26 protein-coding genes are annotated in these 26,262 nt (G+C 52.8%); 12 read left to right on the top strand and 14 right to left on the bottom strand.

Features of this window, described 5'->3' with window-relative positions; all coding sequences use genetic code 11:
- Nucleotides 1-1,713 carry an alpha,alpha-trehalase gene (locus tag FDW92_RS09125; RefSeq protein WP_042307899.1) on the top strand — a complete coding sequence of 571 codons (1,713 nt, stop codon included), beginning with the start codon at nucleotides 1-3 and terminating at the stop codon, nucleotides 1,711-1,713.
- A 45-nt stretch (nucleotides 1,714-1,758) separates the two neighbouring features.
- On the opposite strand, the gene FDW92_RS09120 is transcribed toward FDW92_RS09125, so the two are convergent.
- Nucleotides 1,759-2,013 (bottom strand): GlsB/YeaQ/YmgE family stress response membrane protein, encoded by a 255-nt coding sequence (locus FDW92_RS09120; RefSeq protein ID WP_006684222.1) that lies wholly within the window; start codon nucleotides 2,011-2,013, stop codon nucleotides 1,759-1,761.
- Nucleotides 2,014-2,211: 198 nt separating this feature from the next.
- Here FDW92_RS09120 and FDW92_RS09115 point away from each other — a divergent pair, with 198 nt between their 5' ends.
- Nucleotides 2,212-2,946: a flagellar brake protein gene (locus tag FDW92_RS09115; RefSeq protein WP_042307898.1), complete on the top strand. Its 735-nt coding sequence runs from the start codon at nucleotides 2,212-2,214 to the stop codon at nucleotides 2,944-2,946.
- Between the two features lie 11 nt (nucleotides 2,947-2,957).
- On the opposite strand, the gene emtA is transcribed toward FDW92_RS09115, so the two are convergent.
- Complete coding sequence (emtA, locus tag FDW92_RS09110; RefSeq protein ID WP_042307896.1) at nucleotides 2,958-3,569, bottom strand: membrane-bound lytic murein transglycosylase EmtA; 612 nt, start codon at nucleotides 3,567-3,569, stop codon at nucleotides 2,958-2,960.
- A 98-nt stretch (nucleotides 3,570-3,667) separates the two neighbouring features.
- Here emtA and ldcA point away from each other — a divergent pair, with 98 nt between their 5' ends.
- Complete coding sequence (gene ldcA / locus FDW92_RS09105; RefSeq protein ID WP_042307895.1) at nucleotides 3,668-4,582, top strand: muramoyltetrapeptide carboxypeptidase; 915 nt, start codon at nucleotides 3,668-3,670, stop codon at nucleotides 4,580-4,582.
- Nucleotides 4,583-4,679: 97 nt separating this feature from the next.
- On the top strand, nucleotides 4,680-6,413 hold the full coding sequence (locus FDW92_RS09100) for a potassium/proton antiporter (RefSeq protein WP_042307893.1): 1,734 nt from the start codon (nucleotides 4,680-4,682) through the stop codon (nucleotides 6,411-6,413).
- Nucleotides 6,414-6,514: 101 nt separating this feature from the next.
- Here FDW92_RS09100 and dadX read toward each other — a convergent pair whose 3' ends face one another.
- On the bottom strand, nucleotides 6,515-7,585 hold the full coding sequence (gene dadX / locus FDW92_RS09095; protein WP_042307892.1) for a catabolic alanine racemase DadX: 1,071 nt from the start codon (nucleotides 7,583-7,585) through the stop codon (nucleotides 6,515-6,517).
- Nucleotides 7,586-7,597: 12 nt separating this feature from the next.
- On the bottom strand, nucleotides 7,598-8,896 hold the full coding sequence (locus tag FDW92_RS09090) for a D-amino acid dehydrogenase (RefSeq protein WP_042307891.1): 1,299 nt from the start codon (nucleotides 8,894-8,896) through the stop codon (nucleotides 7,598-7,600).
- Between the two features lie 322 nt (nucleotides 8,897-9,218).
- Between FDW92_RS09090 and FDW92_RS09085 the strand changes: the two genes are divergently transcribed.
- Nucleotides 9,219-10,751 (top strand): SpoVR family protein, encoded by a 1,533-nt coding sequence (locus FDW92_RS09085; protein ID WP_006684212.1) that lies wholly within the window; start codon nucleotides 9,219-9,221, stop codon nucleotides 10,749-10,751.
- Between the two features lie 31 nt (nucleotides 10,752-10,782).
- On the opposite strand, the gene fadR is transcribed toward FDW92_RS09085, so the two are convergent.
- A complete protein-coding gene (gene fadR, locus FDW92_RS09080; RefSeq protein ID WP_038641229.1) occupies nucleotides 10,783-11,502 on the bottom strand; it encodes a fatty acid metabolism transcriptional regulator FadR in 720 nt (239 codons plus the stop codon).
- A 236-nt stretch (nucleotides 11,503-11,738) separates the two neighbouring features.
- Here fadR and nhaB point away from each other — a divergent pair, with 236 nt between their 5' ends.
- From nhaB to FDW92_RS09065, 3 genes are all read left to right on the top strand, one after another.
- Entirely contained in the window at nucleotides 11,739-13,283 is a 1,545-nt protein-coding gene (nhaB, locus tag FDW92_RS09075; protein WP_042307887.1) for a Na(+)/H(+) antiporter NhaB, read from the top strand.
- Nucleotides 13,284-13,424: 141 nt separating this feature from the next.
- Entirely contained in the window at nucleotides 13,425-13,955 is a 531-nt protein-coding gene (gene dsbB, locus FDW92_RS09070) for a disulfide bond formation protein DsbB (protein ID WP_042307884.1), read from the top strand.
- A gap of 110 nt (nucleotides 13,956-14,065) precedes the next feature.
- Nucleotides 14,066-14,407, top strand: a complete 342-nt coding sequence (locus FDW92_RS09065; RefSeq protein WP_042307882.1) for a DUF1971 domain-containing protein — start codon at nucleotides 14,066-14,068, stop codon at nucleotides 14,405-14,407.
- Between the two features lie 29 nt (nucleotides 14,408-14,436).
- Here the strand turns inward: FDW92_RS09065 and FDW92_RS09060 are convergent, their stop codons facing one another.
- From FDW92_RS09060 to FDW92_RS09050, 3 genes are all read right to left on the bottom strand, one after another.
- Nucleotides 14,437-14,883: a YcgN family cysteine cluster protein gene (locus FDW92_RS09060; protein ID WP_003020944.1), complete on the bottom strand. Its 447-nt coding sequence runs from the start codon at nucleotides 14,881-14,883 to the stop codon at nucleotides 14,437-14,439.
- Between the two features lie 92 nt (nucleotides 14,884-14,975).
- Nucleotides 14,976-15,635 (bottom strand): fumarylacetoacetate hydrolase family protein, encoded by a 660-nt coding sequence (locus FDW92_RS09055; RefSeq protein WP_042307880.1) that lies wholly within the window; start codon nucleotides 15,633-15,635, stop codon nucleotides 14,976-14,978.
- 69 nt (nucleotides 15,636-15,704) lie between these two features.
- Nucleotides 15,705-15,998 (bottom strand): YcgL domain-containing protein, encoded by a 294-nt coding sequence (locus tag FDW92_RS09050; protein WP_006684203.1) that lies wholly within the window; start codon nucleotides 15,996-15,998, stop codon nucleotides 15,705-15,707.
- Nucleotides 15,999-16,124: 126 nt separating this feature from the next.
- Here FDW92_RS09050 and minC point away from each other — a divergent pair, with 126 nt between their 5' ends.
- The 3 genes from minC to minE are packed head-to-tail and all read left to right on the top strand — an operon-like array spanning nucleotide 16,125 to nucleotide 17,938.
- A complete protein-coding gene (minC, locus tag FDW92_RS09045) occupies nucleotides 16,125-16,832 on the top strand; it encodes a septum site-determining protein MinC (RefSeq protein WP_042307878.1) in 708 nt (235 codons plus the stop codon).
- 23 nt (nucleotides 16,833-16,855) lie between these two features.
- Nucleotides 16,856-17,668, top strand: a complete 813-nt coding sequence (gene minD, locus FDW92_RS09040; RefSeq protein WP_042307876.1) for a septum site-determining protein MinD — start codon at nucleotides 16,856-16,858, stop codon at nucleotides 17,666-17,668.
- A gap of 3 nt (nucleotides 17,669-17,671) precedes the next feature.
- Entirely contained in the window at nucleotides 17,672-17,938 is a 267-nt protein-coding gene (gene minE / locus FDW92_RS09035) for a cell division topological specificity factor MinE (RefSeq protein WP_003833739.1), read from the top strand.
- Between the two features lie 86 nt (nucleotides 17,939-18,024).
- Here the strand turns inward: minE and FDW92_RS09030 are convergent, their stop codons facing one another.
- Nucleotides 18,025-18,942 (bottom strand): LysR family transcriptional regulator, encoded by a 918-nt coding sequence (locus tag FDW92_RS09030; RefSeq protein ID WP_042307874.1) that lies wholly within the window; start codon nucleotides 18,940-18,942, stop codon nucleotides 18,025-18,027.
- A 103-nt stretch (nucleotides 18,943-19,045) separates the two neighbouring features.
- Here FDW92_RS09030 and FDW92_RS09025 point away from each other — a divergent pair, with 103 nt between their 5' ends.
- Entirely contained in the window at nucleotides 19,046-20,131 is a 1,086-nt protein-coding gene (locus FDW92_RS09025) for a tartrate dehydrogenase (RefSeq protein WP_042307872.1), read from the top strand.
- 48 nt (nucleotides 20,132-20,179) lie between these two features.
- Here FDW92_RS09025 and rnd read toward each other — a convergent pair whose 3' ends face one another.
- The 5 genes from rnd to FDW92_RS09000 all read right to left on the bottom strand — a co-directional run.
- Nucleotides 20,180-21,295 (bottom strand): ribonuclease D, encoded by a 1,116-nt coding sequence (gene rnd / locus FDW92_RS09020; protein ID WP_042307871.1) that lies wholly within the window; start codon nucleotides 21,293-21,295, stop codon nucleotides 20,180-20,182.
- Between the two features lie 84 nt (nucleotides 21,296-21,379).
- Nucleotides 21,380-23,065: a long-chain-fatty-acid--CoA ligase FadD gene (gene fadD / locus FDW92_RS09015; RefSeq protein WP_123261005.1), complete on the bottom strand. Its 1,686-nt coding sequence runs from the start codon at nucleotides 23,063-23,065 to the stop codon at nucleotides 21,380-21,382.
- A 204-nt stretch (nucleotides 23,066-23,269) separates the two neighbouring features.
- On the bottom strand, nucleotides 23,270-23,854 hold the full coding sequence (locus FDW92_RS09010) for a Slp family lipoprotein (RefSeq protein WP_042307869.1): 585 nt from the start codon (nucleotides 23,852-23,854) through the stop codon (nucleotides 23,270-23,272).
- A 94-nt stretch (nucleotides 23,855-23,948) separates the two neighbouring features.
- Nucleotides 23,949-24,644, bottom strand: coding sequence for a tRNA (adenosine(37)-N6)-threonylcarbamoyltransferase complex dimerization subunit type 1 TsaB (gene tsaB, locus FDW92_RS09005; RefSeq protein ID WP_042307866.1), 696 nt, complete (start codon nucleotides 24,642-24,644; stop codon nucleotides 23,949-23,951).
- 58 nt (nucleotides 24,645-24,702) lie between these two features.
- The coding region (locus FDW92_RS09000; RefSeq protein ID WP_249357164.1) for an ATP-dependent DNA helicase at nucleotides 24,703-26,262 on the bottom strand (1,560 nt) is incomplete at its 5' end.

Genomic DNA, 26,262 nt, shown 5'->3' with positions numbered 1-26,262 from the left:
ATGATAACACCAGAAATTCGCCATCCCGGCCTGCTTTCTGTCGCGATAAAACTGACGCTTGCCAGTACCCTTTTTGCCTTTACCTCTTTTACCGTCAATGCGGAGGACGCGCCAGCAACGACACCGCAACCGCCTGATATTCTGCTTGGCCCTTTGTTTAACGATGTACAAACGGCCAAACTTTTCCCTGACCAGAAAACCTTTGCTGACGCGGTTCCCAATAGTGATCCGTTAATGATCCTCGCCGATTATCGAATGCAAAAGAATCAATCTGGATTCGATTTACGTCATTTTGTCGGGGTGAATTTTACCTTACCGAAAGAAGGTGAGAAATACGTCCCACCAGCCGGGCAATCGCTGCGCGAGCATATTGATGGGCTGTGGCCAGTGCTAACCCGCTCGACAACCGATGCTGAAAAATGGGACTCGCTGCTACCGCTTCCGGAGCCATATGTGGTACCAGGCGGACGTTTTCGCGAAATATATTATTGGGACAGCTATTTCACCATGCTGGGGCTTGCCGAAAGTAATCACTGGGACAAGGTTTCCGACATGGTGGCAAACTTCGCTTACGAGATTGATGCCTGGGGACATATTCCAAATGGCAACCGCACCTATTATCTGAGCCGTTCTCAACCGCCGTTCTTTGCCTTTATGGTTGAACTGCTGGCGCAACACGACGGGGATGATGCGCTGAAAAAATACCTTCCACAAATGCTCAAAGAGTACACCTACTGGATGGAAGGCGTCGAAACGCTCCAGCCCGGTCAGCAAAATAAGCGCGTGGTTAAGCTGGATGACGGCACCATTTTGAACCGCTACTGGGATGACCGCGATACACCGAGGCCAGAGTCATGGGTGGAGGATATCGCCACCGCCAAAAGTAACCCGAACCGCCCGGCTACCGAAATCTACCGCGACCTGCGTTCCGCCGCCGCATCTGGCTGGGATTTTAGCTCCCGCTGGATGGATAACCCCAACCAGCTAGGCACCTTGCGTACCACCAGCATCGTGCCGGTCGATCTCAATGCGCTGATGTACAAAATGGAAAAAATGATCGCCCTCGCCAGTAAAGCCGCCGGCGATGATGCCAAAGCCGCGCAGTACGAAGGCTTCGCCAATGACCGGCAAAAAGGGATCGAAAAACACCTGTGGAATGACAAAGAGGGCTGGTATGCCGACTACGATCTGAAGAGCCATAAAGTACGTAATCAGCTTACTGCCGCCGCCCTGTTCCCGCTGTACGTTAATGCGGCGGCAAAAGATCGCGCCAGTAAGGTCGCCGCGGCAACCCAGGCGCATCTACTGCAGCCCGGCGGTCTTGCTACCACCTCGGTGAAAAGCGGCCAGCAATGGGATGCGCCAAACGGTTGGGCCCCGCTCCAGTGGGTCGCAGCATCCGGGTTACAGAATTACGGTCAGGATAACGTCGCCATGGACGTCACCTGGCGATTCCTCACCAACGTGCAGCACACTTACGATCGCGAAAAAAAGCTGGTTGAAAAGTATGACGTGAGCACCACTGGCACTGGCGGTGGCGGCGGTGAATATCCGTTGCAGGATGGGTTCGGCTGGACCAACGGCGTAACCCTAAAAATGCTCGACCTGATTTGCGCCAAAGAAAAACCGTGTGACAGCGTCCCCGCATCGCGTCCAACCCCGGCTGGGGCAGCATCAACTGAGCCTCAAAAGCAGACGCAACCGACGCCATAACGAACTTTCTATTACAAAGAAACGGCCCCCGCAGGGGCCGTTCAGTTAATCTCGTCGCACAAGCCGGAAAACACCCAGCACAACAATCGCGCCGACTACGGCCACCAGGAAGCTGTGGAGATTAAATCCGCTGACATCACCGCCGATACCAAACATCGTTGCCAGCCATCCGCCGACCACAGCACCGACGATACCGAGGATACAGGTCAGGATAAAACCGCCGCCATCGCGCCCCGGCATAATCAGTTTGGCGATAACACCCGCAATCAGACCAAAAACAATCCAGGCAATAATTCCCATTTTCAGGCCCTCTTTCCAGTGAATGTGCGCTCGTTATTCCCGCGCCAGTGCATTAAGTATAGGCAAGCTGTTGGATGACGCTTTTACGCGTAGACTTAATTCATTGGCTTTAGTAAAAAATTTCATCCATTTGTCTTAAGTTCTGTCGTTTGATGCCGATAATCCAACGATAAACCCGGCATCCAGGAGTCATTAGGTGTGAGTATCTACAATGAGCAGTTCCTGAAGCAAAATCCGTTAGCGGTGTTAGGCGTACTCAGGGACTTAAATTCGCAGCAGGTTCCACTGCGTATCTCCTGGTCAGGTGGCCAGTTCATCAGCAAAATACTGGCTGTCAGCCCGGACGAACTGGTCATGGACTTTGGCAGTCAGGAATATGAAAACCAGGCCGTGCAGCGGGCCAGCCAGATCTCAGTTATCGCCGAAACGCAGGGTGCCAAAGTGGAATTCACCCTGCCACAGCTTAAAAAAGGCGAGTATCAGCGGCTACCGGCATTTATCTCAACGCTGCCGCCTTCACTGTGGTTTATTCAGCGCCGGGAATATTTCCGTATCGGTGCGCCGCTGCATCCCCCCTATCGCTGCGCGGCAAAGATGCCGGACAACAGCATTCTGCATTTTCGCCTGTTCGATTTGTCTCTCGGCGGCATGGGTGGACTGTTAGAAACGGCAAAGCCAGAGGGACTGGTAGAAGGCATGCGCTTCTCACACGTTGAACTGAACATGGCGCAATGGGGGGTGTACCACGTTGACGCCCAGCTCATTTCTATTAGCGAGCGCAAAGTTATCGACAGCAAAAACGAAACCATTACCACTCCCCGCCTGAGCTTTCGTTTTCTTAACGTCGGCCCGGCGGTGGAGCGGAACTTACAGCGGATTATTTTTTCCCTTGAGCGCGAAGCCCGGGAAAAAGCAAATAAGGTGCGCGATTAAAATCACCTGAATTACATCGCATCCAGCGCTTGTTGAAGCTTCCAGATATAGCGTGGAGCCTGCGGCGCCGGATGATTATCAGCCACATAATCGATAAATTCATCCGGACTGAGATCGTTGATCTTATTGATCGCTTTTTTCCTGTCGGAGGAGAACGTTCGCAGCAGAGCGCCCGCCCCGTTGGCGTACGACACCACCACCGCATATTGCATCACCTGCGGATCTTCAATTCCGGCCAGCGGTCCGGTTTCGAGAATACTCAGGTAGGCGGCGCCCATCGAAATATTACGCTCAGGATTTTTCAGCTCGCTGGTCGACGGCTCTCCACTCCATCCCATGCGACGATAAACATCGCGCCCTGACGTAGACGCTTTTAGCTGCATCAGACCAATCGCATTCGATTTACTGACCGCATTCGGATTTCCGCCAGATTCAATGGCGATGATAGCGGTAATCAATTGTGGGCTGACACCCCAGGCCGCACCGGCTTTTTCACTGATCGGCATCCATTGCATTGCGCGTTTGACCGGAACTTCAGCATTCCATGGCGGATTTTTGTAATCCTGTTTTGAACTACAGCCCGCAAGTAATACAACCAAAAAAGCAAACCATCTCAATTTCACGTCATCTATCCTTATAGCCGGAACCTGTCGCTGAGGTGACAACGACATACCTACGCGGCATGATATACATTTGGTTTTAGTTGTAGCAAGGAAATGCCATGTCCCGGTTTCACTTAATTGCCCCTTCGGGCTACTGTATCAACCAGCAGGCTGCATTACGTGGGCTTGCGCGGCTTACTGAGGCCGGTCATCAGGTCGAGAATTCGGCGGTCATTACGCGCCGCTGCCAGCGTTTTGCAGGCACCGAAGCAGAGCGTCTGGCTGATGTGAACTCGCTCGTAAATCTGCAAACGCCCGATACCATTGTCATGGCGGTACGCGGAGGCTATGGCGCCAGCCGTTTACTGGAAGGTATCGACTGGCAGGGGCTGGCTGCCCGTCAGCAGCAAAACCCGCTGTTGCTCTGCGGGCACAGCGATTTTACGGCGATTCAGTGCGGTTTGCTGGCGCAAGGGAATGTGATTACCTTCAGCGGCCCAATGCTGGCGGCTAACTTCGGTGCCGAGGAGATGAACACGTTTACCGAGTACCATTTCTGGCAGGCTTTGCGTCATCCCCAATTTACCCTCGAATGGCAGAGTAACGGCCCGGCATGTACGACCGAAGGTACGCTATGGGGCGGAAATCTGGCGATGATCATTTCGCTGATGGGCACGCCGTGGATGCCCGCTATCGAAAACGGTGTGTTGGTGCTGGAAGACATTAATGAGCACCCATTCCGTATTGAACGCATGCTGCTGCAACTATACCACGCAGGAATTCTGGCGCGGCAGAACGCCATCATTCTTGGCAGTTTTAGCGGCAGTGCGCCCAATGACTATGACGACGGTTACAGCCTTGATTCGGTTTGCGCTTTTCTCCGCGCCAGATTGTCAGTTCCGTTAATCAGCGGTCTCGATTTTGGTCATGAACAGCGCACCGTCACCCTGCCTTTGGGGGCGAATGCGATGCTGAAAAACGATAAAAATGGCGCTCAGCTCACCATAAATGGTCATCCGGTACTTAAATCGTAAAAAAAGCCACTAACAGGGCTAAGTAAAACACTGTTTCTGTCGTTATTATGTTAGGGTTTGTTAATACGAAACAGCGTAATTCAGGAGTAAACGAACGTTGGATGCCGCAGCAATTATTAGCCTTTTTATTTTGGGTTCCGTTCTCGTCACCTGCAGTATCTTACTCAGTTCATTCTCATCACGTCTTGGCATCCCTATTCTGGTGATATTTCTCGCTATCGGGATGTTAGCCGGTGTGGACGGTGTCGGCGGTATTCCTTTTGACAACTACCCTTTTGCCTACATGGTGAGTAACCTGGCGCTGGCGGTTATCCTGCTCGACGGCGGCATGCGCACCCAGGCCAGCTCTTTTCGCGTCGCGCTGGGTCCGGCACTATCACTGGCGACCGTCGGGGTACTGATTACCTCCGGACTTACCGGCATGATGGCCGCATGGTTGTTTAATCTGGATCTCATCGAGGGACTATTGATTGGCGCGATAGTCGGTTCCACCGACGCGGCGGCGGTCTTTTCCCTGCTTGGCGGTAAGGGGCTTAACGAACGTGTTGGCTCCACACTGGAAATTGAATCCGGGAGTAATGACCCGATGGCGGTGTTTTTGACTATCACGCTTATCGCCATGATCCAAAACCACGAGACCGGTTTAAGCTGGATGTTCGCGGTGCATATTCTCCAACAGTTTGGCTTAGGGATTGTGCTGGGACTCGGCGGCGGCTACCTGCTGCAGCAAATGATTAACCGCATTTCGTTGCCTGCCGGGCTGTATCCGTTACTGGCCTTAAGCGGCGGGATCCTCATTTTTGCTCTGACTACCGCGCTGGAAGGCAGCGGTATTCTGGCGGTTTATCTGTGCGGTTTCCTGCTGGGTAATCGCCCGATCCGCAACCGATTTGGTATTCTGCAAAACTTCGATGGCCTGGCCTGGCTGGCGCAAATCGCCATGTTCCTGGTGCTGGGGCTACTGGTCACACCGTCCGACCTGCTGCCTATCGCGATTCCGGCGCTGATTTTGTCCGCGTGGATGATTTTCGTGGCACGTCCGCTGTCGGTCTTCGCCGGACTGCTGCCGTTCCGTGGCTTCAATCTGCGCGAGCGTATTTTTATCAGTTGGGTGGGCTTGCGCGGGGCGGTGCCGATCATCCTTGCCGTCTTCCCGATGATGGCGGGCCTGGAGAATGCGCGTCTGTTCTTTAATGTGGCCTTCTTCGTGGTTCTGATCTCCCTGCTGTTTCAGGGAACGTCGCTTTCCTGGGCGGCTAAAAAGGCCAAAGTGGTGGTTCCGCCGGTCGGCTGGCCCGTTTCGCGTATTGGTCTGGATATTCACCCGGATAACCCTTGGGAGCAGTTTGTTTATCAGCTCAGCGCGGATAAGTGGTGTGTGGGAGCCGCATTGCGCGATCTGCATATGCCGGAAGAAACGCGAATTGCCGCCCTGTTTCGTGACAATGTATTGTTTCATCCGTCGGGCAGCACGCGCCTGCGTGAAGGCGACGTGTTGTGCGTCATTGGTCGCGAGCGCGATCTCCCCGCTCTCGGCAAGCTATTCAGCCAGTCGCCGCCGGTATCGTTAGACCAGCGCTTCTTTGGGGATTTTATTCTCGAAGCCAGCGCAAAATATGCCGACGTGGCGCTGATATATGGCCTCGACGATGGCACAGAGTATCGCGATAAACAGCAAACGCTGGGTGAAATTGTTCAGCACCTGTTAGGCGCCGCGCCGGTCGTCGGTGACCAGGTGGAATTTGCTGGCATGATCTGGACGGTGGCCGAGAAAGAAGATAATGCGGTGCTGAAGGTTGGTGTTCGCGTTGCTGAAGATGAGGATGAGTAACGTAGCTGTTTTTGCCGGGTGGAGGCTGCGCCTACCCGGCATACAAAATACACTGCTTCTCCAGGCCTGAAAGCTGCGCGCCATCAGGCAATTTCACAAAGTTACACCGTCACAACCGGTACGCGCAGCGCCAGCGAACACATCAGCTCGTAGCCCACCGTACCCGCAGCAGCGGCCACATCGTCAATTTTAATCTCTTTGCCCCACAGCTCTACCGGCGTGCCGATCCCCGCCTGAGGACATGGCGTTAGGTCAACCGCCAGCATATCCATTGAGACCGTTCCGACCGTTTTGGTGCGCACGCCGTCCACCAGCACTGGCGTGCCGCTCGGCGCATGGCGCGGATAACCATCTGCATACCCGGTCGCCACAATGCCGATGCGTTGCTCTCCACTGGCAGTGTAACGCCCACCGTAACCGACCCGATCGCCGGCTTTCAGCGTTTGTATGCCTATAATTTCGCTGCTTAACGTCATCACAGGTTTGAGACCTGTATTCGCGATGTCTCGCCACTGTCCAGACGGCGATGCACCGTACAAGATGATGCCAGGGCGAACCCAGTCATAATGCGCTTCAGGATGCCACAGCGTGGCAGCTGAATTGGACAGTGATCGTCTGCACTCCAGCCCTTCTGTCGCCTGCGCAATACGCGTCATCGCTTCCTGAATGCCATCCGGGTGTTCTGCATCCGCGAAGTGCGACATCAGCGTCATTTCACCGACGTTGGGCATTGCCCGCAGCTGTTGCCAGACCGTGGAAACTCTGTCCGGTAAGAAACCCAGACGGTTCATGCCACTGTTCACCTTCAGATAAACATCGAGCGGTGCATTCAGACGCGCATTCTGCAATGCTTTAAGCTGCCAGTTACTATGCACACACGTTGTCAGACGATATTTGTCATATACCGTCAGGTCGTCGGCGTGGAAAAAACCCTCCAGCATTAATATCGGGCCTTTCCATCCCCGCTCGCGCAGGGTTATCGCCTCTTCAAGATTGAGCATGGCAAAACCGTCGGTTGTGCCCAGCGCATTCCATACTCGTTCAATGCCGTGTCCGTAGGCATTGGCTTTCACTACCGACCAGACACGGGCGTCCGGTGCGGCCTGGCGCGTAATGGCCAGATTTTGTTTCAACGCCTGCAGGTCAATGCTGGCCAGTATCGGGCGGGTCATCTCTCGTCCTTATCAGTTATGTGCGCCGTGTAAATGCCGTGGACGAGAGGGGGTAAACCCCGGACTGTAACGCGCCACGCTCAAATCGTCGTAAGGAATGGCTGGGGTACGGCCAGACAAAATATCGCTCAGTAACTGGCCGGATCCACAGGCCATGGTCCAGCCCAGCGTGCCATGACCGGTATTGAGTAGCAGATTCTTAAAGCGGGTTCGTCCCACGACCGGCGTACCGTCCGGGGTCATCGGGCGCAGTCCGGTCCAGAATGTGGCCTGTTCCACATGACCGCCGCGCGGGAAAAGATCACGTACGACCATCTCCAGCGTTTCGCGGCGTGGCTGCAGCAATTCGGTATTGAAGCCAACAATCTCCGCCATGCCGCCAACGCGAATGCGGTTATCAAAGCGAGTAATGGCGATCTTGTAAGTTTCATCAAGGATAGTAGAAACCGGTGCCCCGTCATCCTGCGCCACTGGAATGGTCAAGGAATAACCTTTCAGCGGATAGACCGGAATATCCACGATCCCTTTGAGCATCGCCGTGGAGTAAGAGCCAAACGCCATCACATAAGCATCGGCTTTAATGATTTCCTCGCCACACTGAACGCCATATATTTGCTCACCTTCGCTGAGCAGCTTATCAACTGGGGTGTTAAAGCGGAACGTAACGCCCGCTTGCTCGGCCATCTGCGCCAGGCGCTGGGTAAACAGTTGGCAGTCACCGGTTTCGTCGTTCGGTAAACGCAGACCGCCGGTCAGCTTGTGCGCGACTTCTGCCAGTGCCGGTTCGACTTCAGCCAGGCGGTTTGCTTCCAGCAACTGATATGGCACGCCCGCGTCTTCGAGCACGGCGATATCGCGGGTGGCGTTCTCATACTGTTGAGCCGTACGGAACAGCTGTAACGTTCCGCCCTGACGTCCTTCATACTCAATGCCGGTAGAAGCGCGCAGCGCTTTCAGACAATCACGGCTGTATTCCGCCAGCCGCACCATGCGTCCTTTGTTTTCCATGTAGTGGCTGGTGTCGCAGTTGCGCAGCATTTGCCACATCCATTTCAACTGGAACTGGGTCCCGTCGAGACGGACGGCCAGCGGGGCATGGCGCTGAAACATCCATTTAATTGCTTTAAGCGGTACGCCTGGCGCCGCCCATGGTGCTGCATAACCTGGCGAGATTTGTCCGGCATTTGCCGCACTGGTTTCCAGTGCCGGACCGGGCTCACGATCAATGACGGTGACATCGTGTCCAGCCTGACTTAAGTACCAGGCGCTGGTCACGCCAACGACACCACTTCCCAGTATGACAACTCGCATAGCCACTCCGTTAACAGTAAAAGAACAATCATCTAATTACATCTTGATAACTCAGTTGAAAATATTATTCAACATATGGCTTTTTTATGGTGACTTATCTCACATATAGCGGTGATTGTAGGGAACTCACTGCTTTGGAATCTCATGCTGTGCGTTATTTTTATCCAGCATAAAATTTTGCGGACATGCCTTTTTTCCACGCCTCGCTATCGTGAAATCGCAAAGAAAAAATTTCTGCCACAGCACGTTTTTTAACACCATGATCTATGCTTGAAATGAGGTACTCCAGACAGAGAGTGCCGCCAACAATGAGGGTGCGCGAATGGCTACGATTGATTCCATGAACAAGGACAGCACACGGTTAAGCGATGGACCCGACTGGACGTTTGATCTGCTGGATGTCTATCTGGCGGAAATAGACCGCGTGGCGAAACTCTACAGACTGGATACCTACCCGCACCAAATCGAGGTGATCACCTCCGAACAGATGATGGATGCCTACTCCAGCGTCGGGATGCCAATCAACTATCCGCACTGGTCGTTTGGTAAGAAGTTTATTGAAACCGAGCGCTTGTATAAGCATGGTCAGCAGGGACTGGCCTATGAAATCGTCATTAACTCCAATCCATGTATCGCGTATCTGATGGAAGAGAACACTATCACCATGCAGGCGCTGGTGATGGCGCATGCCTGCTACGGACATAACTCTTTCTTCAAAAATAACTACCTGTTCCGTAGCTGGACGGATGCCAGTTCCATTGTCGACTATCTGATCTTCGCACGAAACTACATTACCCAGTGTGAAGAGCGTTACGGTGTAGATGAAGTCGAAAAGCTCCTCGACTCCTGTCATGCGCTGATGAACTACGGTGTGGACCGTTACAAACGACCACAAAAAATCTCGCTACAGGAAGAGAAAGCCCGGCAGAAAAGCCGTGAAGAGTATCTGCAAAGCCAGGTGAATATGCTGTGGCGCACGCTTCCGAAGAAAGAGGAAGAGAAAACCATTTCCGAAGCTCGGCGATATCCTTCCGAGCCGCAAGAAAACCTGCTGTATTTTATGGAGAAAAACGCGCCGCTGCTGGAATCCTGGCAGCGTGAGGTGTTACGCATCGTGCGCAAGGTCAGTCAGTATTTTTATCCGCAGAAACAAACGCAGGTGATGAACGAAGGCTGGGCCACCTTCTGGCATTACACCATCCTGAACCACCTTTATGATGAAGGTAAAGTTACCGAACGTTTTATGCTGGAGTTTCTGCATAGCCACACCAACGTGGTATTCCAGCCGCCATACAATAGCCCGTGGTATAGCGGGATAAACCCTTACGCGCTGGGCTTTGCGATGTTCCAGGATATCAAGCGTATCTGTCAGTCCCCCACCGAGGAAGACAGATACTGGTTCCCGGATATTGCCGGTTCCGACTGGCTGGAAACCCTGCATTTCGCGATGCGCGATTTTAAAGATGAGAGCTTTATCAGTCAGTTCCTGTCACCAAAAGTGATGCGCGATTTCCGCCTGTTCACCGTGCTGGATGACGATCGCCACAATTACCTGGAGATTTCCGCTATCCATAATGAGGAAGGATATCGTGAAATTCGTAGCCGACTGTCGTCGCAATATAACCTCAGCAATCTGGAGCCGAATATTCAAATCTGGAATGTTGATCTGCGTGGCGACCGGTCACTCACCTTGCGTTATATTCCGCATAACCGCGCCCCGCTGGATAAAGGCCGCAAAGAGGTGCTGAAACATGTGCACCGGTTATGGGGTTTTGACGTGATGCTGGAGCAGCAGAATGAAGATGGCAGCGTGGAGCTGCTGGAGCGTTGCCCGCCGAGGATGAACGGTCTGTAAAAACAAAACCCCTCGAATGAGGGGTTTTTAATTAGCGTCCCTGAATAGCTAAATCGCCCGGCAGGTTCTTCTGCATGCGATGCCAAATCTCGCCGCTATCGTGACCGTAGCGGCGCACCGTTTCATAAACCTGCTCATGAGCACCCTGCTCGCACAGTTCTGACAGCTTACGATAGAAGCTCAGCGCCAGACCACGCGCTTCTGGATTGGCAAAATAATGACGACCAATGCGGGTATATAACCCTTTCATTCCGTTGAGGATCAGACCGTAAATCGGATTACCGGACGCAAATGCCAGACCGCGGAAAATGTTATAGTCCAGATCGGCGAACGCATCAGCATGGTCAGCTACCTGATTAGCTGTCGCCAACACCTCTTGCGCTTTATCAGGATGCTGGCGAAACGCGGTGCGGATAAAGATGGTTGAAATGTTGGTGCGCACAGACAGCAGATTATCGATCAACTGCGGTACGCTCTCGTGATCGAGACGCGCCAGCGTTTCAAGGATATTCAGCCCAGAGGTTTCCCAGAAGTTATTCACCTTCGTCGGTTTGCCGTGTTGAATGGTCAACCAGCCGTCCCGCGCCAGACGCTGTAATACTTCGCGCAACGTAGTACGTGTCACTCCGATCAGTTCAGAGAGTTCACGTTCAGCGGGCAAAATAGTGCCAGGTGGGAAGCGGTTATTCCAGATACTCTCAATGATGTACTCTTCCGCGAACCCCGCCGGGCTTTGCGCCTTAATGACCATAGTAATAATTCCATTACACAGCAAAACATAGTTACAGTTATCATACCAGACGGGTTTCATAGCTGATAGCTGACGAAATGAAGAAAAAGTGGATCAAGGCTTCATTTTACAGATAACGCTGATGCACACTCACCCTTGCCATTCACGTGAAGAGCTTGCCTGTGCTCCCTCCTCCCGCTAAGCTTTGCGGTCAAACATAACAACATGATTTCATTTTTAAAGGTAGGGAAATCACCATGGAGCTATCATGGGGCCGCGCTATGTGGCGCAATTTTTTAGGCCAGTCGCCAGACTGGTACAAACTTGCACTGCTCGTCTTCTTAGTCGTTAACCCGATTATCTTTTTCATCAATCCCTTTATTGCTGGCTGGCTGTTGGTGGCCGAGTTCATTTTTACGCTGGCGATGGCACTCAAGTGTTATCCGTTGCTGCCGGGTGGGCTGTTAGCCATTGAAGCCGTCATCATTGGCATGACCAGCGCCGCGCATGTGCGCGAAGAAGTTGCCGCCAACCTTGAGGTGTTATTGCTGCTGATGTTTATGGTGGCAGGCATCTACTTTATGAAGCAGCTGCTGTTGTTTATTTTCACCCGTCTTCTGCTCAGCATTCGTTCCAAGTCACTGCTGTCGCTCTCCTTTTGTATTGCTGCCGCTTTCCTCTCCGCGTTCCTTGACGCGTTGACCGTCGTTGCCGTGGTGATAAGCGTAGCGGTCGGTTTTTATGGCATCTACCATCGCGTGGCCTCTTCCCGAGGGGAAGATAACAATATGCTCGATGACAGCCATATCGATCAGCACAATAAGGTCGTTCTGGAGCAGTTCCGTGGTTTTCTGCGTAGTCTGATGATGCACGCAGGCGTCGGTACAGCGTTAGGCGGCGTAATGACCATGGTTGGCGAACCGCAAAACCTGATTATCGCCAAAGCAGCTGGCTGGCACTTTGGCGACTTCTTCCTGCGCATGTCGCCAGTCACCGTTCCGGTACTGATTTGCGGTCTGCTAACCTGCGTGCTGGTCGAGAAGTTACGTTGGTTTGGCTATGGCGAAACGCTGCCGGAGACCGTCCGCGATGTCCTGCAAAAATTTGACGATCAGAGCCGTCAGCAGAGAACCCGCCAGGACAAGATCAAACTGATTATCCAGGCGATTATCGGCGTCTGGCTGGTGGTCGCCCTGGCACTGCATCTGGCGGAAGTGGGATTAATTGGTCTGTCAGTGATTATTCTGGCAACATCGTTAACCGGCGTTACCGACGAACATGCTATTGGCAAAGCCTTTACCGAGTCGCTGCCCTTCACCGCCCTGCTGACCGTGTTCTTCTCTGTTGTTGCGGTGATCATCGATCAGCAGCTCTTTTCTCCGATTATTCAGTTCGTTTTACAAGCCTCTGAGCACGCGCAATTAACGCTGTTCTATCTGTTTAACGGTCTGCTGTCGTCTATTTCTGATAACGTTTTTGTCGGCACTATCTACATCAACGAAGCCAAAGCAGCCCTGGAGCATGGGACCATCAGCCTTAATCAGTATGAACTGTTAGCGGTGGCGATTAACACCGGGACCAACCTGCCTTCCGTGGCCACGCCAAACGGTCAGGCGGCGTTCCTGTTTCTGCTGACTTCCGCCCTGGCACCGTTGATTCGCCTCTCTTATGGTCGCATGGTATGGATGGCTCTGCCTTATACCCTTGTCCTGACGCTCGTCGGGTTGCTTTGCGTGGAGTTCACGCTTGTACCAATGACAGAATGGATGACCCAGTCGGGCTGGTTAGCTACACTTTCATAACAATTAGCCGGGCAAATCACTGCCCGGTTTGACTTTTTGCATGATAATTATCCGATTACGCAAATTTTCAATTCCCGCTAGTGGCGCATAAAGTGAATTGGTTTAAACTGCGGTCTCTACGCATGTTGCAGGGAAATTATTATGTTGCGATTTTTAAACCAGTGTTCCCGTGGTCGTGGAGCATGGTTATTGTTGGCGTTTACCGCCTTTGCGCTGGAACTCGTCGCGCTGTGGTTCCAGCACGTCATGCTGCTAAAACCTTGCGTGTTGTGTATTTACGAACGTAGCGCATTATTTGGCGTGATGGGTGCGGGACTGGTGGGGGCTATCGCGCCAAAAACACCGCTGCGCTATGTGGCGATGGTTATCTGGATTTACAGTGCCTGGCGCGGTCTTCAGTTAGCATATGAGCACACCATGATTCAGCTTCACCCGTCACCATTTATGACCTGTGATTTTGCCGCGCGCTTCCCGAGCTGGTTACCGCTGGATAAATGGCTGCCGCAGGTGTTTGTGGCGTCCGGCGACTGCGCTGAGCGTCAGTGGTCGTTTTTAACCCTCGAAATGCCGCAGTGGCTGCTAGGGATCTTCGCCGCATATCTTGTTGTGGCAATACTGGTCGTCATAGCACAACCGTTCAAACCGAAAAAACGTGACCTTTTCGGTCGCTAACAGAGACGCTCCTCCGGGAGCGTTTTTTTTGCCTTAAATCCATTGCCTGCTGGCATCTATAAGATGTATATTAAATACATCTTATAGATGCCACATGAAGGAGATGTCTTATGTCCCATTTACGCATCCCAGCAAACTGGAAAGTGAAACGTTCTACTCCCTTCTTCACCAAAGACAACGTCCCGGCAGCACTTCTTTCTCACCATAACACCGCAGCAGGCGTGTTTGGTCAGCTCTGCGTGATGGAAGGAACGGTAACGTATTATGGCTTTGCCAATGAAGACGCAAAAGAGCCCGAAGTGAAGGTAGTGATTAATGCCGGTCAGTTCGCGACCAGCCCACCGCAGTACTGGCATCGCGTTGAATTAAGCGACGATGCGCAGTTCAACATCAATTTTTGGGTTGAAGACGACAACCATGGAGATGAGATGTATCAGGCGAAAAAGGCTTAACCCTTAACACCTGCTAATCGATGGGCGGCTCAGTCCGCCCATGAAGGTTTGTTCAAAATATGATCCTGCCAGTCACGCACTTCTGATTCTTTCACCGCTATATGACGTACCGAAATACGTTCGCCATGCATTGCCGCTTTCGACCCGGTCAGCAACGGATGCCATTCTGGCAACCCTTTTCCTTCCGCCAGCAGACGATAGGCGCAGGTCATCGGCAACCATTCAAAGGTAGGCAGATTATCACGCGTGAGCTTGATGCAGTCCGGCTCGTATTCGAACCGACGTTCGTAGTTACGGCACTGACAGGTTTTAATATTGAGCTGCTTACAGGCGACGTTGGTAAAATAGATTTCGTCGGTGTCTTCATCCATCAGCTTATGCAGGCAGCATTGACCACACCCATCACATAATGACTCCCACTCGGCATCGGTCATTTCATCAAGGGTTTTACTTTGCCAGAAAGGTATGTCGCTCATCAGGGTATCCGCTATCGTAATAAAGCTGCACCTTATAACCAGTCTGGCACGCTGATGCAAGTTTTGCCGCCCAAAAAGGCGGCAAGCAGAGATTACAGCACGCGGGTGGTCAGAGTTTGTCCGTGGAAACTGATAGCCAGTTCATCACCACTGCTTAACGGCCCAACACCTGCTGGCGTCCCCGTCAGCACAACATCGCCCGCTTTGAGCGTAAAGAAACGGCTCATATAGGCAATCAAAGGAACAATGGGATGGATCATATCTGCCGTCGAGCCGTGCTGGCGCGTTTCGCCGTTTACCGTCAGGCCGAGCATCGTATCCTGCGGATCACCATCAAATTCCGCCACAGGGATAAATCCTGACAGCGGACAAGAGTTATCAAAGCCCTTGGCTTTTTCCCACGGCTGCCCGGCTTTCTTCATTTTCCCCTGAATATCGCGCAGAGTCAGATCCAGCGCTACACCATAGCCAGCAATGGCTTTACGCACATGTTCTTCGGTCGCCTGACGCAAGGTCGCGCCAATCAGTACGGCCAGCTCAACCTCATGGTGAACCGCCCCCATATCGGATGGGATCACCAGCGGTTGACGCAAATCACACAGCGCAGTTTCCGGTTTGATAAACAGTACCGGCTCTTCCGGGGTGGTTCCCCCCATCTCTTTTATATGGTTGGCATAGTTACTGCCTACACAAACCACCTTACTCACCGGATAATCCAGCAGAGCACCATGCCAGTTGTGATGTTGATACATTACTTTCCCCTAACGTAGTCATAGATTTCAGGTACTGCATCGATGGAACGTGCTGCTGCCGGATGCAGTTTAACGTTTAGCGTCTGATGTATTTTGTTTGGCCGCAGCCAGATGCTGTTTGAGTAAATCTTCTGGCGGTGGCGGTATTTGTAAATAATAGCCCTGCTCGGTTAGCGCCTGTTTTACTTTTTCAAGATCGGCATTAACCAGTTTTTTTCGACCATCAAGTGGCAGCATCATCGCCAGCGTTGGCTGCCCAAATCCTTTCATCAGTTCTTCAGGAACTCGCGAGAAATCGTCTTTTTTTTCGACATATAAATAAGTCTGGTCACGTTTGCTGCTTCGGTAGATCACACAAAACATATCTTTTACTCTGAATTCACGGAATGGTGGCTTGCCTCAATATAATACTGACTATAACATGCCTTATAGTCTTCGGAATATCACCCCGCGCTGGGGATGATTAATAGCAAATTGAGTAAGGCCAGGATGTCAAACACGCCAATCGAGCTTAAAGGCAGTAGCTTCACCTTATCAGTGGTTCATTTACATGAAGCAGAACCCGAGGTTATTCGTCAGGCGTTGGAAGACAAAATCGCGCAGGCACCTGCATTTTTAAAACATGCTCCCGTGGTGATTAACGTGAGTGGTCTCGAAAGCCCGGTAAACTGGTCGGCGCTGCAGGAAGTTGTCGCGTCTACCGGCTTGCGCATTATCGGCGTTAGCGGATGCAAAGACGCCCGATTAAAGGCTGAAATTGACGAAATGGGACTTCCTTTACTGACTGAAGGTAAAGAAAAAGCTCTTCGTCCCGCGCCTGTTGAGGCTCCCGTTCCCGTCCCGCCGCCGCAAAACGTTACTCCCGTCACAAAAACACGATTAATAAATGTACCGGTTCGTTCCGGTCAGCGCATTTATGCTCCACAATGTGATCTGATTGTTACAAGCCACGTCAGTGCGGGCGCAGAGCTTATCGCTGATGGCAATATTCATGTTTATGGGATGATGAGGGGCCGTGCGCTGGCAGGCGCAAGCGGTGACCGGGAAGCGCAAATTTTTTGTACCCATCTGACGGCAGAACTGGTGTCTATCGCAGGTGTTTATTGGCTGAGTGATAAAATCCCAGCAGAATTTTATGGCAAAGCGGCTCGTCTGCAATTAGCAGAGAACGCTTTGACAGTTCAACCGTTGAATTGATCCCTTTTTAACAAGGAATTTCTATGGCACGCATTATTGTTGTTACTTCGGGTAAAGGGGGCGTTGGCAAAACCACCTCCAGCGCGGCCATCGCTACAGGTTTGGCCCAGAAGGGAAAGAAAACTGTCGTTATTGATTTTGATATCGGCCTGCGTAACCTTGATCTGATTATGGGTTGTGAACGCCGCGTCGTTTACGACTTCGTCAACGTTATTCAGGGCGATGCGTCGTTAAATCAGGCGTTAATCAAAGATAAGCGTACCGAGAATCTCTTTATTCTTCCGGCCTCACAGACTCGCGATAAAGACGCGCTGACGCGTGAAGGCGTCGCAAAAGTTCTTGACGATCTGAAAGCAATGGACTTTGACTTCATCGTCTGCGATTCCCCGGCGGGTATTGAAACCGGCGCGCTGATGGCCCTGTATTTTGCCGATGAAGCCATTATCACCACTAACCCGGAAGTCTCTTCTGTACGTGACTCTGACCGTATTCTGGGTATTCTGGCGTCGAAATCCCGTCGCGCAGAAAACAGTGAAGAGCCGATTAAAGAACATCTGTTGCTTACGCGCTACAACCCTGGCCGCGTAAATAAAGGTGACATGCTGAGCATGGAAGACGTACTGGAAATTCTGCGAATCAAGTTGGTTGGCGTGATTCCTGAAGATCAGTCAGTCCTGCGCGCGTCTAACCAGGGTGAGCCGGTTATTCTCGACATCAATGCTGATGCCGGTAAAGCCTATGCTGATACCGTAGACCGTCTGTTGGGAGAAGAACGTCCTTTCCGCTTCATTGAAGAAGAGAAGAAAGGTTTCCTCAAACGCCTGTTCGGAGGATAAGTTATGGCATTACTGGATTTTTTTCTCTCGCGGAAAAAGAGCACAGCAAACATCGCTAAAGAGCGACTGCAGATTATTGTTGCGGAACGCCGTCGTAGTGACGCCGAGCCACATTATTTACCGCAGCTGAGGAAGGATATTCTCGACGTTATCTGCAAGTATGTACAAATCGATCCAGAAATGGTCACCGTACAGCTTGAACAAAAAGACGGCGATATTTCGATCCTTGAACTCAACGTGACATTACCGGAAGCAGAAGAGTCTAAATAACCTTTTGTGTAACTGCGTCATGATTGCAAAAAAGGCAGAGTATTCTGCCTTTTTTAATTTCAGTCCTTTGCCAACCTGCAACACATTTATTCCAAAGTAAACTTCGGGTAGTTTTCGGCAAAATAGCGACGTAAATACTCAACGGTAATACGGATTTTTGCCGACGTCGCCAGTCGGGAGACATAAACCGCCCAAATATTTGCTGGTTGATAATACTCAGGCAATATGTGTATCAGATGTCCGCTGGCAATGTTGTTACAGACATCCCACCACGAACGCAGAGCAATTCCCTGGCCGTCAAGACACCATTGATGCACCACTTCGCCATGATTAGATGACAGAGGTCCCGTGACTTTGATTGAGTGAGTCCCCTCTTTATTGCGCATTTGCCAGATACCAAACGGATGGTCACGCTCTTTAATGACCAGACAGGGAAAAGTAGAGAGATCGTTCAGTTGCTTCGGCATTCCATGCTGCGCCACAAACTCCGGCGAGGCGCATAGAATGCGATAGTTTGTCGCCAGTTTACGGGCAATCAGATTAGGTGCGATATCATCCCCGATACGAATATCGAGATCGACGCCCTCATTCACCAGATCCACCAGACGGTCTTCAACATCGAACCTCAGCTCCAGCTGTGGGTACTCTTTCGCCAGCGCAGACAACGCAGGAGCCACCACCCGGCGGCCAAAACCAAAGCTACTGATAATACGTAACATCCCTTGCGGGATCTGCCTGACATCGGACAGCTCATCCATCATCTGATCGACATCCTGCAGGATCCGCTGCGCCCATTCGTATATCCGCTCTCCCTCTTCTGTGATGGTCACCCGCCGTGTTGTCCGGTGTAACAGCACCACGTTCAGCGTCAGCTCCAGCATCGCTACACGCTTACTGATATAAGCCGGTGATACACCCAACTCTTCGGCGACGGCAGCAAAACCCGCGCGACGCGCAACTAGCATAAAGACGCGCAAATCATTTAACAGCGGCAGATTATTCATGATCTGTGTTTTATGTTTCACCAGTTAGGGGGATTAACTATCGTTCAGTCAATTATAGGATGAGGGGAAAGTCAATTTTGATGGCGTACAAGTGAGAGCTGCTATGAAGAAAACCTGTCGTATTGCCGCTATCCCCGGAGATGGCATTGGTAAAGAAGTCCTGCCTGAAGGCATTCATGTGTTACAGGCAGCCGCCGAACGCTGGGGTTTGTCGCTCAGCTTTGAACAAATGGAATGGGCCAGTTGCGAATACTATGCACATCACGGCAAGATGATGCCGGATGACTGGCGTGAACAGTTGCAATCCTTCGATGCTATCTATTTTGGTGCCGTGGGCTGGCCGGACACCGTCCCGGACCACATCTCACTCTGGGGTTCACTGCTTAAGTTTCGCCGCGAATTCGATCAGTACGTTAACCTGCGCCCGGTGCGGCTGTTCCCCGGCGTCCCTTGTCCGCTGGCAGGCAAAAAGCCGGGCGACATTGATTTCTATGTCGTGCGTGAGAACACCGAGGGGGAGTACTCTTCCCTCGGCGGACGCGTGAGCGAAGGTACCGAACACGAGATGGTGATCCAGGAGTCGGTCTTCACTCGTCGTGGTGTCGACCGTATACTGCGTTACGCCTTTGAACTGGCGCAAAGCCGCCCGCGCAAAACGCTAACTTCAGCGACTAAATCAAACGGTCTTGCCATCAGCATGCCCTACTGGGACGAGCGTGTCGAAGCGATGGCGGCTAACTATCCCGAGATCCGCTGGGATAAACAGCATATTGATATTCTCTGTGCCCGCTTTGTGATGCAGCCGGAACGTTTTGACGTCGTAGTTGCTTCCAATCTGTTTGGCGATATTCTCTCCGATCTCGGTCCGGCCTGTACCGGTACAATTGGCATTGCGCCATCTGCCAACTTAAACCCGGAACGCACCTTTCCGTCACTGTTCGAGCCGGTACATGGTTCAGCCCCTGATATCTACGGTAAAAATATCGCCAACCCAATCGCGACAATCTGGGCTGGCGCGATGATGCTCGACTTTCTTGGCAACGGTGATGCCAACTATAAGGCCGCCCACGACGGCATTCTGGCGGCAATTGAGCAAGTTATTGCCAGCGGTCCGAAAACGCCAGATATGAAAGGTAACGCCACCACACAGCAGGTTGGCGAGGCCATTAGTCGGGCACTGCGCGGTTAACCTCCGTGCCATTAAAAACGGGAGCACCTGGCTCCCGTTTTAGCTTGCTTACTGCGGATACTCCAACAGCAGCGCGTTGAGACGCTCAGCCATCAGTTTGCCACGCCAGCCGGAAATCAGCTCAGGCAGGGATTGCTGCGGCTTTAATTTCCAGTGCCAGTTGAGCAACTGGTTGATCTGGCGGCGTGAAGCCAGCAGTTCGACGCTGAGATTTTGCTCCGCACTGACTTCGGCAACCAGCGCCTTAATGGCTTTGAACGCCTTGCGGTAGCCTGGCATATCCATCAAATTCAGTAGCGGTTGCGGCAGCGACGCTTCCGGTAAAGCCTGTGCTTTCTCGACAAGAGAAATCAGCGTCTTGCCGTGGAAGCGAATTTCGCTGCCCGAAAGACCCAGGCTGTCCAGTTCGCCCAGACTGCCCGGCATATAACGCGCCACCGCCCATAAGTGTTCTTCACGCACCACAAAGTTTACCGCCAGATCGCGCTCGCGCGCTTTACGCAGCCGCCAGTCGGCAAGCAGTTGCAGACAGGCCAACTGACGGGTACGCAGTTGCCAGGCGTTGGTGATCTCGCGCCAGGCATCCTCGGGTGCCAGAATCTCCTGGCGACGCTGCTGCATTAAGCGACATTCGTCCAGCGCGGCGGGCAGCCAACCGCTGGCTTCGGTTTCAGCCATCAGCGTTGTGGTGATCGGTAACAGATACCAGACGTCAGCCGCCGCATATTCACACTGGCGCTCGGTCAGCGGCCTGGCCAGCCAGTCGGTACGGGATTCGCTTTTGTCCAGGGCTATGCCGGTAAACTCTTCCACCATCGCGGCAAACCCCCACGACAGCGGACGACCGCAAAAAGCGGCGAGGATTTGTGTGTCAATCAATGGCTGAGGGAGTTCCCCAAAGGCATTGAGAAACACCTCCAGATCTTCACTACCGGCATGCAGAAACTTGGTTATCGCCGTATCACGTAAAATATCGCGTAGTGGTGACCAGTCAGTGATCCCCTGTGGGTCAATCAGAGCAACGTGTTTGCCATCAAACAGCTGGATCAACCCCAACTGCGGATAATAGGTACGCGTGCGAACAAATTCGGTATCCAGGGCTATCGCCGGAAATTCACGGACGGCTTCGCACAGCGTGGCCAACGCGTCGTCCGTAGTGATCATTTGATAATTCAAATCGTGCTCTCTTAGGTTTACGCCAAAAAAAACGCCGGATTACCCGGCGTTTTCTGCTGGCTGACTTAACGCTCAGCCTTTATTGTCCACTTTGGCGCGTGCTTCGTCACGTAATTCTCGTCGCAAAATCTTACCAACGTTAGATTTTGGCAACTCATCACGAAACTCCACCAGCTTCGGTACTTTATAGCCCGTCAGATGGCGACGACAAAAAGTGACCAGCGCTTCTTCGGTTAATGAGGCATCTTTCTTCACCACGAAGATTTTTACCGCCTCACCGCTGCTGCCCGATGGAACGCCAACCGCAGCGACTTCCTGTACGCCAGAATGTTGCATCACTACGTCTTCAATTTCATTCGGATAAACGTTAAAGCCTGACACCAGGATCATATCTTTCTTACGATCGACAATCCGCAGGAAGCCTTCATCATCCATCACCGCAATATCGCCAGTGTGCAACCAGCCGTCTTTGACGATTTCATCGGTCGCATCCGGTCGCTGCCAGTAACCCAGCATCACCTGTGGGCCTTTCACGCACAGTTCGCCCGGCTCACCCGGCGGCACTTCGTTATCGTCGTCATCCACCAGCTTGACCTCAGTGGAAGGAACCGGTAAACCGATACTGCCGCTGTGATAGTCGATATCGTGAGGGTTAACACTCACCAGCGGGGCGCACTCCGTCAGGCCATAGCCTTCCAGCAGATACTGACCCGTCAGCTTCACCCAACGCTCGGCCACCGCCTGTTGAACCGGCATGCCGCCGCCTGCCGAAAGATGTAGCGAGGAGAAATCCAGTTGCTGGAACTCTTTGTTATTCAGCAGCGCGTTAAACAGCGTGTTGACGCCGGTCATCGCGGTGAAGGGGTATTTCGCCAGCTCTTTTACCAGTCCCGGAATATCACGCGGATTAGTAATCAGCAGGTTTTGACCACCCAGCTCAATAAACAGCAGGCAGTTCATTGTCAGCGCGAAAATGTGATACAGCGGTAAGGCCGTTACCACCAACTCTTTACCCGGATGCAGCAACGGTCCATAGGTGGCGTTAACCTGTTCAAGGTTAGCCAGCATGTTGCGGTGCGTGAGCATCGCGCCTTTCGCCACACCGGTTGTCCCGCCGGTATATTGCAGGAACGCCAGATCTTCCGACACCACTTCGGGCTTCACATACTGCATGCGATAACCGTTTTGCAGTGCACTGCGAAACGAGATGGCATCCGGCAGGTGATATTTTGGCACCAGGCGCTTAATGTACTTCACGACAAAGTTAACCAGCGTCCCTTTGGCGGTAGAAAGTTGATCGCCCATACGCGTCAGGATCACGTGTTGCACCGACGTTTTATCGACCACCTTCTCCAGCGTGTGAGCAAAGTTAGACACGATGACAATCGCCGACGCGCCGCTGTCATTGAGCTGGTGTTCCAGCTCGCGAGGCGTGTACAGGGGGTTCACGTTCACGACAATCATGCCGGCACGTAAAATCCCAAACAGGGCGACCGGATATTGCAGCAGGTTCGGCATCATCAGCGCGACGCGATCGCCCTTTTTCAGCCCGAGCCCTTGTTGCAAATAGGCCGCAAACGCCCGGCTGCGCTCTTCAAGCTTGCGGAAGGTCATCACCTCCCCCATGTTTACAAACGCGGGCTGATCGGCATAGCGCCTTACTGAGTGTTCAAAGAGTTCCACCAGGGATTGATAACGGTCAGGATTGATCTCCGCAGGGACACCAGCGGGATAACGGTTAAGCCAAACCTTTTTCAATACATCACCTCTAAAATGCATATTCGTCGTCATCACAACCCCAGGCAATAAACAAACTGTTAACATAATATTAACTCAGCGTACCAGTTTGTTTATTACACAACGACAAGGTTGCGAAGCACGTCACTATTTATTTTTCTTATATCCACGTTAATGCAGAAACAGCGGACGAGCCGCTGTTTCTTTTACTAATAAAACAAAGAGTTACTCGGTTACTATGGTCTGAACCTGTGCCGGGCCGGGATTGTACCATCCCCAGCCGCCGTAGCCACCGTAAGGCCAGCCACGCGCACCGTAGAACCAGGGGTCGATCGGCTGAGGCGGCATAATAATCTGCTGAGTAATATGCCAGCGTTTATAACCGGTTACCTGCATCAGCATGAATTTATACGGCGTACTGCCAATTTTTCCGTCCACTGTACCGCTAATCGGACCGACGACGGTAACCAGTTGACCCCGGAAATCCACCGGGTCGAGAAAGCCGTTTACATCAGCATAAATTCGCCCGCGAGAGGCTTCGCCCAGCACGGGTCGCGCACCGCTATCGAGAGGCACGGTGGCGATTTCCAGACGGGATTTCCCCTGCTGGTTCTGAATATCCACCACTTTGCCGCCGAAGCGCGCTTCCTGTCCGACATACAGCTGCGGCGCATTCATCACCCGCACCAGATCCTGCTGCGGCGTAGGGCTTGAGCCTTTGATCGCATCCGGGATGGTGACGCAGCCACTTAGCATTAACGCCAATACGCCCGCCAACACACCTTTCACTACCTGCTTTTGCACCGCCATATTGCGACTCCCTCTTCTTAGCGCCTGCCCCGGGAAACTCACAATGCGGGTCACTGACGACTGCGCGAATTAACCGGGGATGTACTACTAAGATTCATTCTTTACCGGGAAGTTTCTTCCACGCTACGGTGTTACGTAAATAAACCGGTTCAGCATGTTCAACCGCCACGGTCTTACCGGCAGCCAGCATTTGCGTGGCGACAGGCAGCATGTCTTCAGCCGCCGGCAGCAGAACACCGCCATCGCTCAGCGTCAGGCCGCTGTCTTTACCGAGTTCAGGCCAGGCAGGCCAGCCCGTCCCGACAGTGACCCATTGGCCAGATAGTTGCAGCAAGCGTTCATGTACTTGTTCAGGCGTTAACACGGCTTCAGTTTCTTCACCGCGCCAGATGCCATTTTCATCACGCTGGTATTCGGCCCAGTAAACCTCGCCCATTCGCGCATCAATCGCCGCCAGTACGCGGGTGGCGCCAGACTTACGCCAGGCCCCCTGCGCCATGGTCGCCAGGGTGGAGACGCCGATCATCGGTAAATTCGCGCCTAGCGCCAACCCCTGAGCAATGCCAATTCCGATACGTACGCCGGTGAAACTGCCGGGACCGCGACCAAACGCCAGGGCGTCGATATCGGATAAGGCTAATTCGCCAGCGGACAGGATCTCCTGAACCATCGGTAAAATTCGTTGGGTATGTTCTCGTGGGCAAAGCTCGAAATGAGTCTTGATAGTACCGTCATTCCACAGGGCAACAGAGCACGCCTCTGTGGCGGTATCGATAGCCAGAATTCGCATGGGTGTTTGTGATCAGATCAATAAATTTGGCGCGCATCTTACCACACTCCGTAACAAATTACTCAGTCGATGGTATGGCAAGAAAACGAACCGCGCGCGCAATGTCACGCGTTCGTGGCGCAGGCGGAAGACTCGCCAGGAAGGTAGCACCATAGGGCCGCATCACCAGGCGGTTGTCGCAAATTACCAGCACACCGCGATCGTCTGCGTCACGAATCAGTCGCCCTACCCCCTGTTTCAGGGTGATCACCGCATCCGGGAGTTGAACCTCGTCGAAGGGATCGCCGCCACGCAGGCGACAGTCTTCCATCCGGGCTTTTAACAGCGGGTCATCCGGCGAAGTGAACGGCAGTTTATCGATAATCACCAGCGACAGCGTATCGCCACGCACGTCTACCCCCTCCCAGAAACTGCTGGTGGCAACCAGTAACGCATTCCCTGCGCTGACAAACTGCTGTAACAGTTGCCCTTTACTGGTTTCACCCTGCAACAGGACCGGCAGCGTCATGGTGGCGCGAAATTGTTCTGCCAGATCGCGCATCATCGCGTGTGAGGTACACAGCATAAAGCAGCGACCATTGTTTGCTTCGATAATGGGACGCAGCATAGACGCTAACTGGCGCGCGGCTCCCGGCTGGTTGGTTTGCGGAAGATTGCGCGGCACGCAGAGCAACGCCTGACGTGTGTAATCAAAAGGACTCGGCAACAGCATCGATTCGGCGTCATCTATACCCAGCCGCGCGGTGAAATGATGAAGATCATCGTTTACCGACAGCGTCGCGGAGGTAAAAATCCAGCAGCCCGGCTTTTGTTCCATCACTTCTTTGAATTTATCCGCCACGGTGAGCGGCGTCAGCGCGAGGGTGAAATGGCGGGAGGTGCATTCATACCAATAGCTGAAGCCTGGCTGGTTAATCTCTTTCAGGCGCTTCAAACGGGTGCGATAAAGCGTGGCGCGCTCAAACGCGGCATCCAACAACGCCGAACGCCCAAGAGACAGTTTCGCCACGTCGTAACACAGTTCCAGCGTGTCATCGAGCAGCAAAAACGCGCGCTGTACGCGCTGGTCAGCCAGCAGTTCGCGCAGATTGCCGCGATAGCCCGGCTCGCCAAGTTGCAGGCGGAAATCCTGGGCGCTTTGCGCCAGGCGGTCGGCGCATTTCTGCAACTGCTGAGTGTCTTTCAGCTCGGTGCGATAGGCAATGGTGATGTCTTTCGCCAGGTCTAACAGCTGACGACTGGAGAGCGATTGACCAAAATACTGGCTGGCGATATCCGGTAACTGATGCGCTTCATCGAAAATCATCACGTCAGCTTCGGGGATCAGTTCGCCAAACCCGTTCTCTTTCACCACCATATCAGCGAGAAACAGATGGTGATTGACCACTACCACATCTGCATCCATCGCTTTTTTACGCGCTTTGACGACAAAACACTCTTTGTACAGTGGGCAGTCGCTGCCCAGACAATTGTCGTTAGTGCTGGTTACCAGCGGCCAGGCTTGAGAATCCTCCGCCACGCTGACGCAGGTACTGATGTCGCCATCAAGGGTTTGATTTGACCAGGAGCGCAGCAGGATGACGTCGCTTAAAGTTTGTACCGGCAGGTCGCCGCCCGC

Source organism: Citrobacter sp. wls706 (assembly GCF_005281305.1).
Lineage (GTDB): Bacteria > Pseudomonadota > Gammaproteobacteria > Enterobacterales > Enterobacteriaceae > Citrobacter > Citrobacter werkmanii.
The sequence above is the reverse complement of the archived record's forward strand: the minus strand, read 5'-3'. Positions and strand labels throughout refer to the sequence as shown.

Coding starts and splice junctions, on each gene's coding strand:
- FDW92_RS09030 (WP_042307874.1), bottom strand. CDS start 18,942: ATGAATAATCTGCCGCTGTTAAATGATTTGCGCGTCTTTATGCTAGTT.
- FDW92_RS09085 (WP_006684212.1), top strand. CDS start 9,219: ATGGCTACGATTGATTCCATGAACAAGGACAGCACACGGTTAAGCGAT.
- FDW92_RS09120 (WP_006684222.1), bottom strand. CDS start 2,013: ATGGGAATTATTGCCTGGATTGTTTTTGGTCTGATTGCGGGTGTTATC.
- rnd (WP_042307871.1), bottom strand. CDS start 21,295: ATGATCACTACGGACGACGCGTTGGCCACGCTGTGCGAAGCCGTCCGT.
- ldcA (WP_042307895.1), top strand. CDS start 3,668: ATGTCCCGGTTTCACTTAATTGCCCCTTCGGGCTACTGTATCAACCAG.
- fadR (WP_038641229.1), bottom strand. CDS start 11,502: ATGGTCATTAAGGCGCAAAGCCCGGCGGGGTTCGCGGAAGAGTACATC.
- tsaB (WP_042307866.1), bottom strand. CDS start 24,644: ATGCGAATTCTGGCTATCGATACCGCCACAGAGGCGTGCTCTGTTGCC.
- FDW92_RS09010 (WP_042307869.1), bottom strand. CDS start 23,854: ATGGCGGTGCAAAAGCAGGTAGTGAAAGGTGTGTTGGCGGGCGTATTG.
- FDW92_RS09055 (WP_042307880.1), bottom strand. CDS start 15,635: ATGTATCAACATCACAACTGGCATGGTGCTCTGCTGGATTATCCGGTG.
- nhaB (WP_042307887.1), top strand. CDS start 11,739: ATGGAGCTATCATGGGGCCGCGCTATGTGGCGCAATTTTTTAGGCCAG.
- FDW92_RS09125 (WP_042307899.1), top strand. CDS start 1: ATGATAACACCAGAAATTCGCCATCCCGGCCTGCTTTCTGTCGCGATA.
- minC (WP_042307878.1), top strand. CDS start 16,125: ATGTCAAACACGCCAATCGAGCTTAAAGGCAGTAGCTTCACCTTATCA.
- minE (WP_003833739.1), top strand. CDS start 17,672: ATGGCATTACTGGATTTTTTTCTCTCGCGGAAAAAGAGCACAGCAAAC.
- dsbB (WP_042307884.1), top strand. CDS start 13,425: ATGTTGCGATTTTTAAACCAGTGTTCCCGTGGTCGTGGAGCATGGTTA.
- dadX (WP_042307892.1), bottom strand. CDS start 7,585: ATGACCCGCCCGATACTGGCCAGCATTGACCTGCAGGCGTTGAAACAA.
- FDW92_RS09090 (WP_042307891.1), bottom strand. CDS start 8,896: ATGCGAGTTGTCATACTGGGAAGTGGTGTCGTTGGCGTGACCAGCGCC.
- FDW92_RS09060 (WP_003020944.1), bottom strand. CDS start 14,883: ATGAGCGACATACCTTTCTGGCAAAGTAAAACCCTTGATGAAATGACC.
- FDW92_RS09050 (WP_006684203.1), bottom strand. CDS start 15,998: ATGTTTTGTGTGATCTACCGAAGCAGCAAACGTGACCAGACTTATTTA.
- minD (WP_042307876.1), top strand. CDS start 16,856: ATGGCACGCATTATTGTTGTTACTTCGGGTAAAGGGGGCGTTGGCAAA.
- FDW92_RS09065 (WP_042307882.1), top strand. CDS start 14,066: ATGTCCCATTTACGCATCCCAGCAAACTGGAAAGTGAAACGTTCTACT.
- FDW92_RS09025 (WP_042307872.1), top strand. CDS start 19,046: ATGAAGAAAACCTGTCGTATTGCCGCTATCCCCGGAGATGGCATTGGT.